Raw genomic sequence first — 14606 nt, 5'->3', positions numbered from 1 at the left:
CTGTGCTGCGTTCCAAGATCCACGGCAGTCTCGCCGCGGCCTGCCTGGCCGACGCGCTCGGCGCGCCCACCGAGGAACTGAGCCGGGACCAGATCCGCGCCGCGTTCGGCGGCTACGTCACCGAATTCCACGCCCCGCTCCCCGGCGCGCCCTACGCCAAGGGCCGCGCCGCCGCGCAGATCACCGACGACTCCAGCCAGATGATCCTGCTGACCCGCCTGCTCGCCCGCACCGGAGCCGCGCTGAGCCCGGACGACATGGCGCGGCTGCTGATCGAGTGGTCCAAGAACGAGAACTACTTCCCGCATTTCGCCGGGCCGACCACCCGCGAGGCCATCGCGCGCCTGGAGCGCGGCGAGGACCCGCGCGAGGTCGGAAAGACCGGGACGATCATGACCCAGGGCGCCAGCAACGGCGCCGCGATGCGGGTCGGGCCGGTCGGGCTGTTCCACCACGGAGACCCGGAAGCGGCGGTCCGGACCGCGTTCACCACCTGCGTGCCCAGCCACAACACGCCGCCTGGCGTCGCGGGTGCCGCGGCCATCGCCGCCGCCGTCGCGCGGGCTTGCACTCCTGGCGCGGAAATCGTCGATATCGTCCGCGCCGCCATCAACGGCGCACGGGCGGGTGCTGAACTCGGTCGTACCGAAGGTCGTGACGTGCCGGGCGCGTCGGTCGAGCGCCGGATCGAGCGCGCGGTCGCGCTGGCCATCACGGCTCGCGACGACGAGCACGCCATTGACCTGATCGCCGGGGAGATCGGCGTCGGTCTGCCCGCCGCCGAGGCCGTGCCTGCCGCGCTCGGGTTCTTCGTTGCCGCGGGCGGAGATCCAGTGCGCGTCGCGCGGCTGGCGGCCAACGCGGGCGGCGACAGCGACACTATCGGCTGCATGGCCGCCGCGATCGCCGGCGCTTACCGGGGGATCGAGGCGATCGACGAGGCCGCCGTCGCCGAGGTGGAACGCGCGAACGATCTCGACCTGGGCGCGCTCGCCGACGAACTCCTGGCCGCGACTCAGCACTGACCCCTCTCCCCACCCCGATCCGAAGGGACGCTCGACGATGAGCGCACGCAGCGAAGAATTCGCCACGGTGAGCTGGAAGGAACGTCTCTCCTTCGGAGGCGGTGACCTGGCCACGAACATCGCCTGGGGCGCGCTGGCCACCTACGTGGTGTTCTTCTATACCAACGTGATCGGGGCGGCGGCGTCGGCGGTCGGCACGATCGTGCTCATCGCGCGGCTGTTCGACGGCGTGGTCGACGTCGGCATGGGCGCGATCGTCGACCGGACGTCGACCCGCTGGGGCAAGGCGCGTCCCTGGGTGCTGTGGGCCGCCGCGCCGTTCGCGATCGCGCTCGTCCTGGTGTTCACCGTGCCGGGCATGGAACCGACGCCGACGCTGGTGTACATCGCGATCACCTACGCACTGATGAACATCGCCCTCAGCGCGGCGGTGATCCCGTACGGAACGCTGAACACCCGGATGACGCGGGACTTCACCGAACGCTCCCGGCTCAACGTCACCCGGATGTTCGGCGCCACCCTCGGTTCGCTGGTCGTCACCGTCCTCACGCTGCCGTTGGTGAGCGCGCTCGGCGACGACCAGCGGGCGTGGATCATCACCTTCTGTCTCTTCGGCGCTCTCGCGGCGGTGCTGTTCTTCGTGACCTTCCGCAATACGCGGGAGCGCATCGTCGACACCGCGCCGCCGAAGGACCAGCCGGGGATCGTCGAATCGCTCAAGCTCGCGGCACGGAACCGTTATTGGCTGCTGCTGTTCGCGATCTTCATCGTGTTCAGTGTCGCGGAATCGCTCTACACCGGAGCGACTGCCTACTTCGCCCAGTACTTCCTCGGCAATGCCGGTTTCGCCGCGCTGATGTCGTTCATGCTCTACATTCCGGCCTTGCTCGGAATGCTGTTCATGCAGCCGGTGTACAACCGCTTCGGCAAAATCGCCCCGATGATCGTCGGCGCGGCGATCTTCATCGCGGGCTCCCTGGTCATCGCGATCGACCCGACGAACATGACCCTGGCGGTCACCGGCTCGATCCTGCGCGGCATCGGGCGCATCCCGATCTTCGGCGCGATCTGGGGCATGCTCCCCGACACCATCGAGTACGGCGAATGGAAGAACGGCCGCCGCTTGGAAGGCGTGCTGTACAGCGCGGGCAGCATGGGCCAGAAACTCGGCTACGGACTGGGCGCGGCCGTGCTCGGCTGGGTCATGGGCGCGGCGGGCTACAACGGCCTGAACCACACGCAGCCGGATTCCGCGCTGGCCGCGATCAACGCGCTGTTCGTGTACGTGCCGATGGTGTTGTTCGTGCTGCTGATCGTCCTGTTCTGGGCTTACCGGCTGGAGCGGATCTACCCGGCGGTGGAGAAGGACTTGGCCGAACGGCGGGCCGCGGCGGGAGAACGTTCGGTTTCCTTCGGGGAGCAGTCCTGAGGGAGCCGCTGGGTGGGGTTGGCCCTACCGCGTTCGGGCAGGCAGCGGTATCGCGCTCGACCGGATTGTTCGCGATGCTGGGATTGATCGGGCTCCATTGTCCACAAAGGACTTTTGGAGTGCGGTTCCTGGCGTGCGGAGGGGATTCGGTGACTGATTCTGGTGTGCGATGGGGAAGATCCCGTCGGCCTATTGCCGTTCTGGCGGCGGCTGCGGTGCTGGCGAGCGGGTTGACCGCGTGCAATGCCGAGGCCGGTCCTTCGACAGCTGAGTTGCACCTGGTACCGGTCAACGGCCGCACCATGGCGTTTTCCGTTACGCCGGGCCGGTTGCCCGCGATTGTGCTCGACGCGGGCGGCGGGATGGATTCGGCGGAATGGAGCAAGGTCGCCCCGGAACTCGCCGCGAAGACCGGATCCGAGGTCATCGCCTATGACCGGGCGGGGGAGGGCAAAAGCGACGAATCACCCGGACCGTGGCGAGCGGACAATGCCGCTGCCGATCTCGCTGCCGGGCTGACGCGATTGGGCGTCAGCAAGAACGTGATCCTGGTGTCGCATTCCCTGGCGGGCGAAGTTGCTTTCTCCTTCGCCCGCAGTCACCCGGACCAGGTAGCGGGAGCGGTGCTCGTGGACGCCAACCTGCCGCAGTTCTTCACCCCGAGCGAGACTGCGAAGCTGGTGGCGTTGAACGAGAAGCAGGTCGAAGATCTCAAAAAAGCGCCGTCGACCCGGCAGACGCGTCAGCTTCTCGCCCAAGCCGACGGTTACGGGCCGGTGCACGAGGCGTACCACAAGCTGACCTGGCCGTCCGGCATTCCCGCTGCCGTGATCGTGTCCGCCCGGACGCCGTTTCCGACTCCCGAAGACGCGCAGTTGTGGCGGCAAGCCCAGCAAGACTTCGCGCATGCCGAGCCGAACCGAACCCTGGTCACCGCTGAGCACAGCTCCCACGACGTCCCGCTCGACCGCCCGGACGTGGTCGTCACGGCGGTGGAGAACCTGCTGAAACAGGTGCGCTGAAAAGCGAACGCGGGGCCTCGGCAATGGTGCCGGGACCCCGCGTCCTTGGGAGGAAAGTCAGTCTTTCTTCAACGCGTTCTTGACTTTGCCCGCCGCGTCGCCGAGAGCGTCTTTCACATTCTCGGCGGCTTCCTTGATCCCGGCCTTCGCCTGGTCGGCTTTGCCTTCGTTCTCGAGCTTCTCGTCGCCGGTCAGCGAACCCGCCGCCTCCTTGGCCTTGCCGCCGAAGTCGTCTGCCTTGGCGCCGATCTTGTCGCCCATCGACATGGATGTCCTCCTTCATCGCCGAACAACGGACGCGAGAATGCGTCAGGGGTAAGGACAGCGCGGATCCGGAATCGTCACTCGCCCGATGATGTGATCGTCGCCACTCGTTCGGGGAGTGAGTTTCGCGCCGTTGCGGAGTCGAACCCGGTGAACCGCAACAACGGAAACGACCGGAGGAGATTCGATGGCTTCGACGACTGACACGGCGGCCAAGTCCCAGGACGTGGAGAAGGTCAGCGCCGGGCCGCTGACCAGTTCGCAGGGGACGACCACGGTCGCGGACGTGGTGGTGCAGAAGATCGCCGGGCTGGCGACGCGGGAGATCCACGGGGTGCACGCACTGGGTGGCGGCGCGGCTCGGGCGTTTTCCGCGCTGCGCGAGCGGATCCCGGGCGCGACGGCGTCGGCCGGACAGGGCGTTTCGGTCGAGGTGGGGGAGAAGCAGGCCGCGGTGGACCTGCAGATCGTGGTCGAGTACGGCGTCGCGATCGCGGACGTCGCGCGCTCGATCCGGCGGAACGTGATCAGCGCGGTGGAAGGCATGACCGGGCTGGAGGTGGTCGAGGTCAACATCAACGTGGGCGACCTGCACCTGCCGTCCGACGACGAGGAGGACGCGTCCGGCGACAGCGGCCGGGTGCAGTGAACCCGGAGGCCAGGCTCGCGGTCAGCGAGGAGTGAGCACCACGACCGGGATCTCGCGGTCCGTCCACTCCTGATACTTCGCGAAGTCGCCGTACAGTTCGACCAGCCGCGGCCAGAGGTCGCGCCGCTCGTCCGCCGGCGCGACCCTCGCCGTGACCGGGACATCGCGGCGGCCCTTCAGCTGCACGCGGGTTTCCGGCTCCGCGAGCAGGTTGAAGTACCACTGCGGATGCTTCGGCAGGCCGCCCTGCGAGGCGATGATGACCAGGTCGTCGCCGGAACGCAGGTACAGCAACGGGGTGGTGAACAGCCGGCCGGACTTGCGGCCGCGGTGTTCCAGCAGCAGCGTAGGCACCGGCTTGCGGAAGCCGGCTCCGACGCGCCATTTGCTGCCGATCCGGCCGCCGGTCAGGGTGAAGACCTTGGTCTGGACCCTGGCCATGTACTTCATCATCGCCGCTGTCACCGGCGAGTCCAGGCCTTTCGGTGCTTGTTCGGGAAGGGAAAAGCGTCCCATTGTGACCTCCTGGCGGGGCGGAAGCGTCAGCTGGCGGGCGGTTGCGGGGCGGTCGATCCGGCGAGCGGCATCGGGGGCAGCCCGAGCTTGCGGTGGTCCCACGAACGGACCCGCTCCACGTCGACGCGGACCGCGACCCGCTTGCGGAGCATGAATTCCACCATCGGTTTCACTTCGTCGGTGTACTCGCCGTGGTAACGCTCCCAGATGTTGACCCCGACCGCCCAGAGCGCGTCCGGATCGTCGACGACCTCCGCGCGGCCCTCCAGCGAGACGCCGCGCAGGACGTCGTAGGTCAGGCCGTCCTCGATCAGCACCGTGACGCGCGGGTCGCGGCGCAGGTTGACTGCCTTCTGCGCCTTGGCTTTCGTTTCGAACCACAGCACGCCGTCGAGGACCGCGAACCACATCGCGACCGCGTGCGGATGCCCGCCGGGGCCGAGTGACACCAGCGTCGCGGTGCGCTGGGCGGAAAGGTAGGCCGACACCTCCTCGGGCGTCATCTCGATCTGCGCTCGCTGCTTGGTTCCCATCGGTTCCTCACTTCCTGCGGCGGGCCCCGGGCGGGCCGGCGAGTACGGAGGTCACGACGTCGACGAGGTCGTCGACGATCTGGCCGGTGGTCCAGCCGGCCGCGTCCGGGCCGTGCAGGCGGCGGGTGCGGCCGACGTCGCCGAGGACGTTCAGCGTCACGGTCATCGCTTGGGACAGCCGGAAATCGAGCGTCCGGCGGGGGACACCCGGGCTCAGCCGGTCCAGCAGTTCGACGAACGCGGCGTTGCGCTCGAAGAACGATTCGGCGACCGCGTCGAGTCCGTCGCCGCCGGTCGCCAGCAGCCGGCCGACCAGCCGGATCCAGCATTCGCCGCCGGATTCGAGCACCGCGACCACCGGCTGCACGAACGCGCGGGCCAGTTCGCGCGCGGTGACGTCCTTTTCGGGGAACTCTTGCAGCACCGCGTTCCGCTCGCCGGTGACTTGGCCGAGGCGGCTGCGCAGGACCGCGTCGAGCAGTCCTTCCTTGGAACCGAAGTGGTAGTGGATCGCCGCGACGTTCGTCTGCGCCGCCTGCATCACGGTCCGCAGCGACACCGCGCCGACGCCCTGTTCGGCGAAAAGCCGTTCCGCGGCGGCGATCAGGCGCTGCTCGGTCGCCGCCCCGCGACTGGCGGGGATCCGCGCGGCTTCGGTGCCCATGGCGCGGACTCTATCAGCCGATTCAATCAGTTGATAGAGTCCGTGATCGTCAGAGACGGTCGTACAGCGCGGCCAACCGGTCGAGTACTACGCCTGCGGCGTCGATCGCGTGTTCATCGAGGTCCTCGGTCAGTTCGCGCAAGCCTGCGGCGAGGACTTGCTCTCGCTCCTCGTGTCGTCGTCGGCCCGTGTCGGTCAAGGCGACGATCGACGTGCGGCGGTCTCCGGAAGCGGCCCGTTCGCGCGTGACATAACCGGCGTTGGCGAGGCCGTTGACCAGTTGAGTGACTGCGGCTCCGGTCGTTTCGACGTGCCCGGCGAGCTGGTTGACCGTCATCGGCCCGTGTTCGGCGAGGCTCTTGAGCGCGCGGGCATGCGCGAGCGAAAGGGCTTCGGCGCTGCGGGTCGCGCGGCCGCGCAGCCGGGAATCGGCCGCGCTGAGCCGGTAAGCGGCTCGCGCCAGCCGGGTGATCGCCTCGTCGCCCATCGGTTCGCTCTCCTGTGGTGCCCGCCGCATTGCTTGCCGGGCGGAGTCTAGCCGTGGCACATTAGCTAAGTACTTAGTTAGTTGAGGAGGCGAGCATGACGACACGGTCGGCCGGGCAGAGCTGGGCTCTGGACATCGCACTGGCGCAGGGCGGTTTCGACGCGTTGCATCCGGAAGGCAAGGGCACGCTCGAACAGCTCGGGCACGATCACGCCGACTTCGACAAGGTGTTCGCGATGGTGCGCGCCGGAGCGATGCTGCCGAAGGCGTGGGCGGTTGTCGCTGGTCAGGCCGAAGAGCGGGCGGCGCACCACGAGCGGCTTGGTTACCGGAGGACGGCGTCGGACCTGTATCTGCGGGCGGCGGTGATGTACGGCCGCGCGCAGTACTCGATCTTCGACTCCGGCGACGGGCGCAAGGCGAAGTTCCGCGAGCACTGCGATTCGTGCGTGGCGCGGCTGGGCGAGCTGCGCGGAAACACAGTCCGGCGGGTCGAGCTGGACTTCGAAGGCGGCAAGATCTTCGGTCTCTTGCACCTGCCAGCGCAGCCGGTTTCCGGTGCTCCGGCGGTGATTCTCGGTCCTGGCATGGACATGATCAAGGAGGACTACATCTTCGCGGCCGAGCGCTACTACGCCTCGCGCGGAGTGGTGGCGCTGTCCATCGAGGGGCCGGGGCAGGGGGAGACGCGGGCGCGCGGGCTGACCGTGACCCTGGACAACTACGAGCGTGCTCTCGAAACCTATGCGGAGTATCTCGCCGGTCTGTCCGAAGTGGACGAAAACCGGATCGGCATGTTCGGCATCAGCATGAGCGGCTACTGGGCGCTGCGCGCCGCGGCGGTGGAGGGGACCCGTTTGCGCGCGGTGGCGGCGTTCGAAGCGGTGTCCGGTGATTTCGAGACGATCTTCGAACGGGCGCAGCCGAGCTTCAAGAACAACTATATGTACATGGCGGGCTATGCCGACGAGTGCGCGTTTGACCGCGACTTCAAGGAAAAGATGCCGCTGGGCGACCTGGTGACGGGCATCAGGTGCCCCGTGCTGCTGGGCATCGGCGAATTCGACGAGCTGACACCGGTGGAGAACGCGCTCGAGACCTACGAGAAAATCCGCGCTCCCAAGGAAATGCGCGTCTACGAGGACGAATTCCATCCGCTGGGCGGGACGGCGGCGGAGGTCTTCGCGTTCGGTGCGGAATGGCTGATGCGCGGGCTGGACGGGGAGTTCGACACGCCGGGCCGGGATGAGCGGTTCTTCGTCCACCGGGACGGCCGCACCACCGACGGATCGGCGGACCCGCGTTGGTGGCTCGGCGCGACTCCGGCTGGTTTGGCGAAGGCCCGGAGCTAAGCGGTTCGAGCGCTGAAGCCAGCGCTCGAACCGGATTTTCAGGGGATGAGGACGGTCTTGCCGACGAGTCGTCCGGAGGCCGCTTCGTCGTGCACGGCCGGGAGATCCGCGAGCGGCCGCCGGTCGGCGACGGTGATCCGCAACGTCCCCGCGTCGACGCGCTCGACGAGTTCGGCCAGCTGCCCGGCTTTGCTGGCGACGAACACCCGCGCTGTCCGGATCCCGCGTCCGGGGTTTTCCGGCGGGGGAGTGGTGGTGCTGACCAGCGCTCCGCCGTCGGCGACCAGATCGGCGAGCGCCGCGGTCTCTTCCGGAGTGGTGGGCACGAGGTTGAGTACAACGTCGAACGGCGCTCCGTCGACCGCGTCGGAAGCGAAGTCGAGGTGTCCGATGATCCGGTCGGCTCCGTAGTCGCGGAGGCGTTCTTCGGTGCGGGGGCTCGAGGTCGCAGTCACCGTCGCACCTGCTTGATGCGCGAGTTGAACGGCAAAGCCGCCGACTGCCCCGCCTGCGCCGTTGATCAGGATCGTCTGGCCTGCTTCCAGTCGAGCGTCGTCGAAGAGCGCCTGCCACGCGGTCAGCCCGCCGACCGGCAGCGCGGCGGCGTCGGAGAGTTCGACCGTCTGCGGGGCGGCGGCCAGCGCGTCCGCGGGAACGAGGGCGTACTCGGCCGCCGCGCCGTTGGCGTTCATCGGCAGGAACGCCACGACTGCGTCGCCGACCTGATGGCCGTCGACCTGGGGGCCTGGTTCGGCGATCGTCCCGGCGACCTCGATGCCCGGAATGTGCGGGAACGCCAAGGGAAACACCGCCTGCAGACCGCCCGCGCGGATCCCGAGGTCGACCGGGTTGAACGAGGTGGCGGCCACCTTCACGAGCACCTGTCCCTCAGCGGGTGCCGGCCGCTCGGCTTCTTCGAAGGCCAGGACTTCGCTTCCGCCGTAGCGGTGGTAGCGCACTGCTTTCATGTCATCCTCCAGAATGTGCTTCGAAGTTGAAGCAACCTGAGAACGAGTATGCTTCGATGTCGAAGCAATGTCTCGGGGATGTGAGGGCGGCCACAATGATTCGACTTCGAAGCATCTAGACTGACGGCATGGCGGACGCGCTGGAGCCCGGGCAGCTCAACACCTACTTCTCGCTGATGGAGGCGGTGAGCCTGCTGCAGCACGCCGTCACGCAGCAGCTGCGGGCCGAAGGGGGCCTCAGTTACGTGCAGTTCGAGCTGCTCGCCCGGCTCTCTCATTCGGACGGGCCGCTGACGATGACTGAGCTGGCCGACGGTGTCGTCTACAGTCGCAGCGGCCTGACCCATCAGGCGGGCTTGCTCGAAAAGGCTGGCTTGGTCACCCGCAGGCCCAGTGCGGAAGACCAGCGGGCCACCGTCGTCGCTGTCACCGAGGCGGGGCGGGAGCTGGTCGAGAAGGTGCTTCCCGGGCACGTCGAGGTCGTCCGCCGGCTGCTGGTCGCCCCACTGTCCACTTCGGATCTGGACGCGCTGGGCGGCATCATGGCCCGCGTCCGCGACCACATGCGCGCCGAGCCGCCGCGGTCGGTCGCCACTCGCCGGAGCTCGGCGAGAAACGAGCACCTCTAACGCGCATCCTCGTTGTTCTTAGACTGACGGCGTGGAAGACATCGAGGCGATCGCCGTCCTGCAGGATCCCGTCCGGCGGCGGCTGTACGACTACGTGGTTTCCCAGGACCACGACGTGAGCCGGAACGAGGCGGCCGAGGGCACCGGGATCCAGCGCACGCTCGCTGCTTTCCATCTCGACAAACTCGTGGACGCGGGGCTGCTGGAGACGGAAAGCAAGCGGCTGAGCGGACGTTCGGGCCCGGGTGCCGGCCGTCCGGCGAAGCTCTACCGCCGGTCCGCTGCCGAACGGCAGTTCTCCGTCCCGGCGCGCGACTACCGCACCGCCGCGGATCTGCTGGCCGAGGTCGCGGAAGTCGCCCGGTTGGACACCGAGCTGCAGGCCGCCGCCCGGCGGGAGGGCCGCGCCGCCGCAGGTCCGGTCGAAGATCTCGCCGCCGCGAAGGAACTGCTGGCCGCCCGCGGGTACGAGCCTCGTCTGGACGGCGACGTCCTGCGCCTCGTGAACTGCCCCTTCCATGTCCTCTCGCAGCGGCATCCGGGGCTGGTGTGCGGCATGAATCTGGCGCTGCTGGAAGGGCTGCTCGAAGACGCCGACGGTCTGACGGCCCGCATGGATCCGCGTCCCGGGCTGTGCTGCGTCGTCGTCGAACGTTCTAAAAATAATGAGAGTTGACATAGAAGGTTCGGCGATGGTGAGGTGAACGAGTGACGGAACATCACCTCGCCCAGCTCAACGTGGGCATCCTGAAATTCCCGCTCGCGGACGCCCGCATGCACGGCTTCACGTCGATGCTCGACACGCTCAACGAGGTCGCCGACAACGCGCCCGGCTTCGTGTGGCGCCTGGTCGAGGACGGCGGCAACGACGCCACCGCGATCCGGACCTCGCTCGGCGACGATGTCCTGGTGAACATGTCGGTGTGGGAAACCCGCGACGCCTTGTGGGACTACGTCTACCGCAGCGGCCACCTGGACATGCTGCGCCGCCGCTCGGAGTGGTTCGAACTGCCGAAGGCCCCGTTCCAGGTGCTGTGGTGGGTTCCCGCCGGGCACGTCCCGACGGTCGAGGAGGCCGTCGAGCGGCTCGAACTGTTGCGGGGGAAGGGGCCCTCGCCGAGCGCGTTCGGTTTCCGGGACGGCTATCTGCCCGAAGGCGCCGCCTCCGCGCCGTGAGGCGGTCTTGTCGGGCGACACGTCCGGTGGGTCGCCCGGACCGGCGCGCGGGATGGCTAGGGTGTCCGGCGTGGCGAACATGTCCCGTTGGTCGGATGAGAATGGCGGCTTGGACTTCGGTCTGCTGGTGCTGCGGCTGATGCTGTCGGTCGCGATGGGGGCGCACGGGCTGATGCAAGTCTTCGGCCTGTTCGGCGGCGCGGGAATGGCGCACTTCGAGAACCTGTTGCGGGGCTACGGGTTCAGCCACAACATCGAGTTCCTGACGTGGCTGACCGGCATCACCGAGGTCGGCGGCGCGGTCCTGCTGGCACTGGGCCTGCTGACCCCGCTCGCCGCGGCCGGCCTGCTGGGCGTGGCACTGAGCGCGGTCCGCGTGAAGTGGGAGGGCGGCCTGTTCGGCAGCACCGGCCCGGGATTCGAACTGGAACTGACCCTCGCGGCGATGGCGCTGGCCCTGCTGCTGACCGGCCCCGGCTGGTACGCGCTGGACCGCCACACGGCTTGGCGGCAGAAACCGCTGGGCTTCGCGGTGGGCGGGCTGTTCCTGTCGGTTTGTGCGGCTGTGGCGGTGGGATCGCTTTTCTGATCGTGGGCGGCTGGCCGGTCTGGCAGGCTGGGCTGGTGTTCGCGAGTGATGGCAAGGGCAATCTGAACGCTGGGTTCTCCTCGGGCGGGGTGCTGCCCCGAGCGGAGGAACTGCTCCGGGGTCTTACCGGCGAGACGATCTCGACCCCCACTGGCAGGGAAATCACATCCTCAAGGTGGAGGACGGATCGGTGCTGGTAGGCACCGATCGGTCGCCGGAAGGACAGCCCGTTCCCCTCCGCGACATCCAGCACGGGCTGGACGTGCTCGCCGCGCGAGGCACGCTCGAGGTTTCGGTCGCCGAACTGGGTCACCGGAGCACTTTCGTCGGGGCGGTAATCGCCAACCTGCCGAACGTCAGCAGAACCAATTCCCCGACGACGCTCACGCTGGACAGCTCCGGCGCCGCACCCGAGGCGGACATTCACTTCGGCGAGCTGGACGTGAAGACCCAGGTCAAGGTCCGGACCGAGCAGGCCCGGCTCCGCAAGCTGCTCGCCGACGGACGCACCTCCGCGCCCTGCGCGTTGTGCGGCGACGAGTTCCCGTTGGAGTTCCTCGTCGCCGCGCACGTGAAGAAACGCGCAGCCTGCACCGATGCTGAACGACGGAACCTCCGCGACATCGCCATGCTCGCCTGCGGCTTAGGCTGCGATCTCCTGTACGAATCCGGCTGGGTCACCGTGGACGAAACCGGGCGCATCCAGACCGTGCGGCTCGACGAGCTTCCCGCCGGAAGCCTGAAACTCCGCATGCGGCATCTGGCCGGACGCCGTTGCGGAGCACATCGGGAGGCGTCCGAACCGTACTTCGCGTGGCATCGCACGACCACGTTCCTGCGTCACCTGGCGGGCTGACCTGCGGAGAATCCGCAACGGATAGCGTTCACCGCACCTTCCCTGCTATCGTCCTCCCAACCGCTTGCAAATCGCAATCACTCGGGAGGCCGCCGTGCCGGACACGACTTGCCATATGTCGATTTCGCTGGACGGCTTCGTCGCCGGGCCGGGGCAGAGCCGGGACGAGCCGCTCGGGGTGCGGGGGCGGGAGTTGCACGGCTGGCACATCGGCGATCCCCGGGCGAACGACGCCGACAAGACCGCCACCAGCTGGCTCATGCGTCCTCGCGGCGCGTACGTGATGGGGCGGAACATGTTCGGCCCCGTCCGCGGCGACTGGGACGAGGACTGGTCCGGCTGGTGGGGTGCCGAACCGCCGTATCACGCGCCGGTTTTCGTGTTGACTCATCACGCTCACGAGCCGATCCCGATGGAGGGCGGGACGACGTTCTACTTCGTCACGGACGGCTTCGATGCTGCTTATGCGGCAGCGTCCGAGGCTGCGGGGGACAAGGGAGTCGACATCGCTGGCGGGGCGTCGACCGTTCGGCAGGCGCTGAACGCTGGGGTGATTGATGAGCTCACGCTCGACATCGCGCCTGTTCTGCTCGGGTCGGGCGAGCGCATGTTCGACGGGGTGGAGTCCTTCGGCTTCGAGCCTGTCGAGGTGCTGCATTCGCCGTTGACCACGCACATTCGCTACCGCCGGGTCAGCGAGGACTGATCTCTGGGACGTCCAGCGTCGCCGCGAGCAGGCTTCTCGTGTACGCATGCGACGGCGACGTGAGCACCTGGTCCGTTCGTCCCGATTCGACGGCCCGGCCCTCGCTGAGCACGACGACCTCGTCCGCAATGCTGCGCACCACCGCCAGATTGTGCGTCACGAAGATCATCGACGGGCCGTCGTCCATCAACGAGCGCAGGAGTTCGACGACGGACGCTTGCACGGAAACGTCCAAAGCGGACGTCACCTCGTCGCAGATGATCAGCTTCGGCTCGCACACCAGAGCCCGGGCGATGGCGACTCGCTGGCGTTGTCCGCCGGACAGTTCCGACGGGTAGCGGTCAGCCAGCCGCGACGGGATTTCGACGCGGTCGAGTGCGGCGCGGGCCCGGCGGCGGCCTTCGCGCGTGGTCACGCCGAAGTAGTGGCGCAGGGCGACCAGGAGGCTGTCTTCGACGGTCCGATGTGGACTCAACGAGCCATAAGGATTCTGGAAGACGTACTGCAGTTCGCGCCGGGTGCGGGAGTCTCGCCGGGCGGCGGTGGGCGGGACTGGCTTGCCGTCGAAGGTCACGTCGCCGTGCTGTTCGGAGTGCAATCCGGCCAGGCAGCGGGACATGGTGGTCTTGCCGCTGCCTGATTCGCCGACCACGGCGAGGCATTGGCCTGGCCGCAGGTCGAAGGAGACGTCGAAGACGACCTGTCGTCCGTGGTAGCTGGCGTTCAGCCTGGAGACCGACAACAGGGCGGCCTGGTCCGCGGGAGGCGCGACGGGCTCGGGAGCGCGCGGCACGCTCAGGAAATTCCGGGCGACTTCCTCGGCGTGAAGGCACCGTGCGAGGGCTCCGGAGGGCGCGAGTGACAACACTGGATATGTTGTGTCGCAAGATAAAGTGGCGTAGTCGCATCGCGGCGCGAAGGAACATCCGGCACGGGCGTCGTCGATACTGGGAGCCCGGCCACGAATGGGGACCAGCCGGTGCCGGTGGGTCGCGGACGGCACGGCCGCCAGCAATGCGCGGGTGTAGGGATGCGCGGCGCGAGTGAGCACAGCGCGAGCGGCGCCGTGTTCGACGACTTCGCCGCCGTACATGACCATCACTTGGTCGGCGACGTCGGCGACCACCGCGAGGTCGTGCGAGACGTAGATCGCCGCCAGGTCGCGGGTCCGGCACAGTTCGCGCACCAGGTCGAGCACCCGGGACTGGGTGGAGACGTCGAGTCCGGTCGTCGGTTCGTCGAGCACGATCAGCCGCGGACCGGCGGCGATGGCCATCGCGATGGCGACCCGTTGCTGCTGGCCGCCGGAAAGCTGGCGCGGGCGGCGGCGCAGGAAGGCGTCGTCGCTGGGCAGCCCGACGGTGCCCAGCAACTGCCGCACCCGGGGCAGCGCGGGCGGGTCCAATCCTTCGGTCAGCTGGGTCGAGACGCGCAGGCTCGGGTTGAGCGCGGTCGCCGGATCCTGCGGTACATAAGCGACTTTCCGGCCTCGTGCGCGGCGCAATTCCGCTGGCGGCAAGGAAAGCAGGTCTACTCCGTCGACGACGACCTGGCCGCCGGTGATCGTCGCGCCGGTGCGGGCGAAACCCAGCAACGCGAGCGCGAGGGTGCTTTTGCCGGAACCCGATTCGCCGACCACGCCGAGGACTTCGCCGCGGCCGAGTTCGAAGCCGAGGTCCTGCACGATGGCGTGTCCGGCGGTTTCGACGGTCACGCCCGACACCACGACTTCCTTGGCCAC

General features: G+C 68.2%; 18 protein-coding genes. 11 read left to right on the top strand and 7 right to left on the bottom strand.

From position 1 onward, the window contains the following. Positions 1–2 precede the first annotated feature (2 nt). The 3 genes from AB5I40_RS07890 (at position 3) to AB5I40_RS07880 (ending at position 3476) form a co-directional block, all read left to right on the top strand. A complete protein-coding gene (locus tag AB5I40_RS07890; RefSeq protein ID WP_370940475.1) occupies positions 3–1025 on the top strand; it encodes an ADP-ribosylglycohydrolase family protein in 1023 nt (340 codons plus the stop codon). 37 nt (positions 1026–1062) lie between these two features. Next, positions 1063–2454: an MFS transporter gene (locus AB5I40_RS07885; RefSeq protein ID WP_370937769.1), complete on the top strand. Its 1392-nt coding sequence runs from the start codon at positions 1063–1065 to the stop codon at positions 2452–2454. Between the two features lie 149 nt (positions 2455–2603). Beyond that, on the top strand, positions 2604–3476 hold the full coding sequence (locus AB5I40_RS07880) for an alpha/beta fold hydrolase (protein ID WP_370937768.1): 873 nt from the start codon (positions 2604–2606) through the stop codon (positions 3474–3476). Positions 3477–3533: 57 nt separating this feature from the next. On the opposite strand, the gene AB5I40_RS07875 is transcribed toward AB5I40_RS07880, so the two are convergent. Then, entirely contained in the window at positions 3534–3743 is a 210-nt protein-coding gene (locus AB5I40_RS07875) for a CsbD family protein (protein WP_037812879.1), read from the bottom strand. 184 nt (positions 3744–3927) lie between these two features. Here AB5I40_RS07875 and AB5I40_RS07870 point away from each other — a divergent pair, with 184 nt between their 5' ends. Further along, a complete protein-coding gene (locus tag AB5I40_RS07870; protein WP_370937767.1) occupies positions 3928–4389 on the top strand; it encodes an Asp23/Gls24 family envelope stress response protein in 462 nt (153 codons plus the stop codon). 21 nt (positions 4390–4410) lie between these two features. Here AB5I40_RS07870 and AB5I40_RS07865 read toward each other — a convergent pair whose 3' ends face one another. From AB5I40_RS07865 to AB5I40_RS07850, 4 genes are read right to left on the bottom strand one after another with little or no spacing between them, the layout of a single operon-like run. Beyond that, positions 4411–4905, bottom strand: a complete 495-nt coding sequence (locus tag AB5I40_RS07865; RefSeq protein WP_370937766.1) for a nitroreductase family deazaflavin-dependent oxidoreductase — start codon at positions 4903–4905, stop codon at positions 4411–4413. Between the two features lie 26 nt (positions 4906–4931). Next, complete coding sequence (locus tag AB5I40_RS07860; protein ID WP_370937765.1) at positions 4932–5438, bottom strand: pyridoxamine 5'-phosphate oxidase family protein; 507 nt, start codon at positions 5436–5438, stop codon at positions 4932–4934. Between the two features lie 7 nt (positions 5439–5445). After that, complete coding sequence (locus AB5I40_RS07855; RefSeq protein WP_370937764.1) at positions 5446–6102, bottom strand: TetR/AcrR family transcriptional regulator; 657 nt, start codon at positions 6100–6102, stop codon at positions 5446–5448. A gap of 49 nt (positions 6103–6151) precedes the next feature. Further along, positions 6152–6619 (bottom strand): MarR family winged helix-turn-helix transcriptional regulator, encoded by a 468-nt coding sequence (locus AB5I40_RS07850; RefSeq protein WP_370937763.1) that lies wholly within the window; start codon positions 6617–6619, stop codon positions 6152–6154. A gap of 65 nt (positions 6620–6684) precedes the next feature. Between AB5I40_RS07850 and AB5I40_RS07845 the strand changes: the two genes are divergently transcribed. Next, positions 6685–7941, top strand: a complete 1257-nt coding sequence (locus AB5I40_RS07845) for an alpha/beta hydrolase (protein ID WP_370937762.1) — start codon at positions 6685–6687, stop codon at positions 7939–7941. Positions 7942–7979: 38 nt separating this feature from the next. Here the strand turns inward: AB5I40_RS07845 and AB5I40_RS07840 are convergent, their stop codons facing one another. Beyond that, positions 7980–8909, bottom strand: coding sequence for an NADP-dependent oxidoreductase (locus AB5I40_RS07840; protein ID WP_370937761.1), 930 nt, complete (start codon positions 8907–8909; stop codon positions 7980–7982). Between the two features lie 128 nt (positions 8910–9037). On the opposite strand from AB5I40_RS07840, the gene AB5I40_RS07835 reads away from it, so the two are divergent. From AB5I40_RS07835 to AB5I40_RS07810, 6 genes are all read left to right on the top strand, one after another. Continuing rightward, positions 9038–9538, top strand: coding sequence for a MarR family winged helix-turn-helix transcriptional regulator (locus AB5I40_RS07835; RefSeq protein ID WP_370937760.1), 501 nt, complete (start codon positions 9038–9040; stop codon positions 9536–9538). Between the two features lie 31 nt (positions 9539–9569). Further along, positions 9570–10214, top strand: a complete 645-nt coding sequence (locus AB5I40_RS07830; protein WP_370937759.1) for a helix-turn-helix transcriptional regulator — start codon at positions 9570–9572, stop codon at positions 10212–10214. Positions 10215–10246: 32 nt separating this feature from the next. Next, positions 10247–10714: a DUF3291 domain-containing protein gene (locus tag AB5I40_RS07825; protein WP_370937758.1), complete on the top strand. Its 468-nt coding sequence runs from the start codon at positions 10247–10249 to the stop codon at positions 10712–10714. 109 nt (positions 10715–10823) lie between these two features. After that, positions 10824–11303, top strand: a complete 480-nt coding sequence (locus AB5I40_RS07820; protein WP_370937757.1) for a DoxX family membrane protein — start codon at positions 10824–10826, stop codon at positions 11301–11303. Between the two features lie 190 nt (positions 11304–11493). Continuing rightward, positions 11494–12159 (top strand): hypothetical protein, encoded by a 666-nt coding sequence (locus AB5I40_RS07815; RefSeq protein ID WP_370937756.1) that lies wholly within the window; start codon positions 11494–11496, stop codon positions 12157–12159. 115 nt (positions 12160–12274) lie between these two features. Further along, on the top strand, positions 12275–12865 hold the full coding sequence (locus tag AB5I40_RS07810; RefSeq protein ID WP_370940474.1) for a dihydrofolate reductase family protein: 591 nt from the start codon (positions 12275–12277) through the stop codon (positions 12863–12865). On the opposite strand, the gene AB5I40_RS07805 is transcribed toward AB5I40_RS07810, so the two are convergent. Beyond that, complete coding sequence (locus AB5I40_RS07805) at positions 12852–14606, bottom strand: dipeptide ABC transporter ATP-binding protein (RefSeq protein ID WP_370937755.1); 1755 nt, start codon at positions 14604–14606, stop codon at positions 12852–12854. The genes AB5I40_RS07810 and AB5I40_RS07805 overlap by 14 nt on opposite strands.

Origin of the sequence: Amycolatopsis sp. cg13 (assembly GCF_041346965.1) — a bacterium.
Taxonomy (GTDB): Bacteria; Actinomycetota; Actinomycetes; order Mycobacteriales; family Pseudonocardiaceae; genus Amycolatopsis.
Note: the sequence above shows the minus strand (reverse complement) of the source record. Positions and strands in the feature narration are given on the sequence as shown.

Bases quoted from the DNA above. Each gene is read 5' to 3' on its own strand.
- AB5I40_RS07850 (WP_370937763.1), bottom strand. From the start codon at position 6,619: ATGCGGCGGGCACCACAGGAGAGCGAACCGATGGGCGACGAGGCGATC.
- AB5I40_RS07810 (WP_370940474.1), top strand. From the start codon at position 12,275: ATGTCGATTTCGCTGGACGGCTTCGTCGCCGGGCCGGGGCAGAGCCGG.
- AB5I40_RS07870 (WP_370937767.1), top strand. From the start codon at position 3,928: ATGGCTTCGACGACTGACACGGCGGCCAAGTCCCAGGACGTGGAGAAG.
- AB5I40_RS07855 (WP_370937764.1), bottom strand. From the start codon at position 6,102: ATGGGCACCGAAGCCGCGCGGATCCCCGCCAGTCGCGGGGCGGCGACC.
- AB5I40_RS07840 (WP_370937761.1), bottom strand. From the start codon at position 8,909: ATGAAAGCAGTGCGCTACCACCGCTACGGCGGAAGCGAAGTCCTGGCC.
- AB5I40_RS07865 (WP_370937766.1), bottom strand. From the start codon at position 4,905: ATGGGACGCTTTTCCCTTCCCGAACAAGCACCGAAAGGCCTGGACTCG.
- AB5I40_RS07845 (WP_370937762.1), top strand. From the start codon at position 6,685: ATGACGACACGGTCGGCCGGGCAGAGCTGGGCTCTGGACATCGCACTG.
- AB5I40_RS07860 (WP_370937765.1), bottom strand. From the start codon at position 5,438: ATGGGAACCAAGCAGCGAGCGCAGATCGAGATGACGCCCGAGGAGGTG.
- AB5I40_RS07875 (WP_037812879.1), bottom strand. From the start codon at position 3,743: ATGTCGATGGGCGACAAGATCGGCGCCAAGGCAGACGACTTCGGCGGC.
- AB5I40_RS07835 (WP_370937760.1), top strand. From the start codon at position 9,038: ATGGCGGACGCGCTGGAGCCCGGGCAGCTCAACACCTACTTCTCGCTG.
- AB5I40_RS07885 (WP_370937769.1), top strand. From the start codon at position 1,063: ATGAGCGCACGCAGCGAAGAATTCGCCACGGTGAGCTGGAAGGAACGT.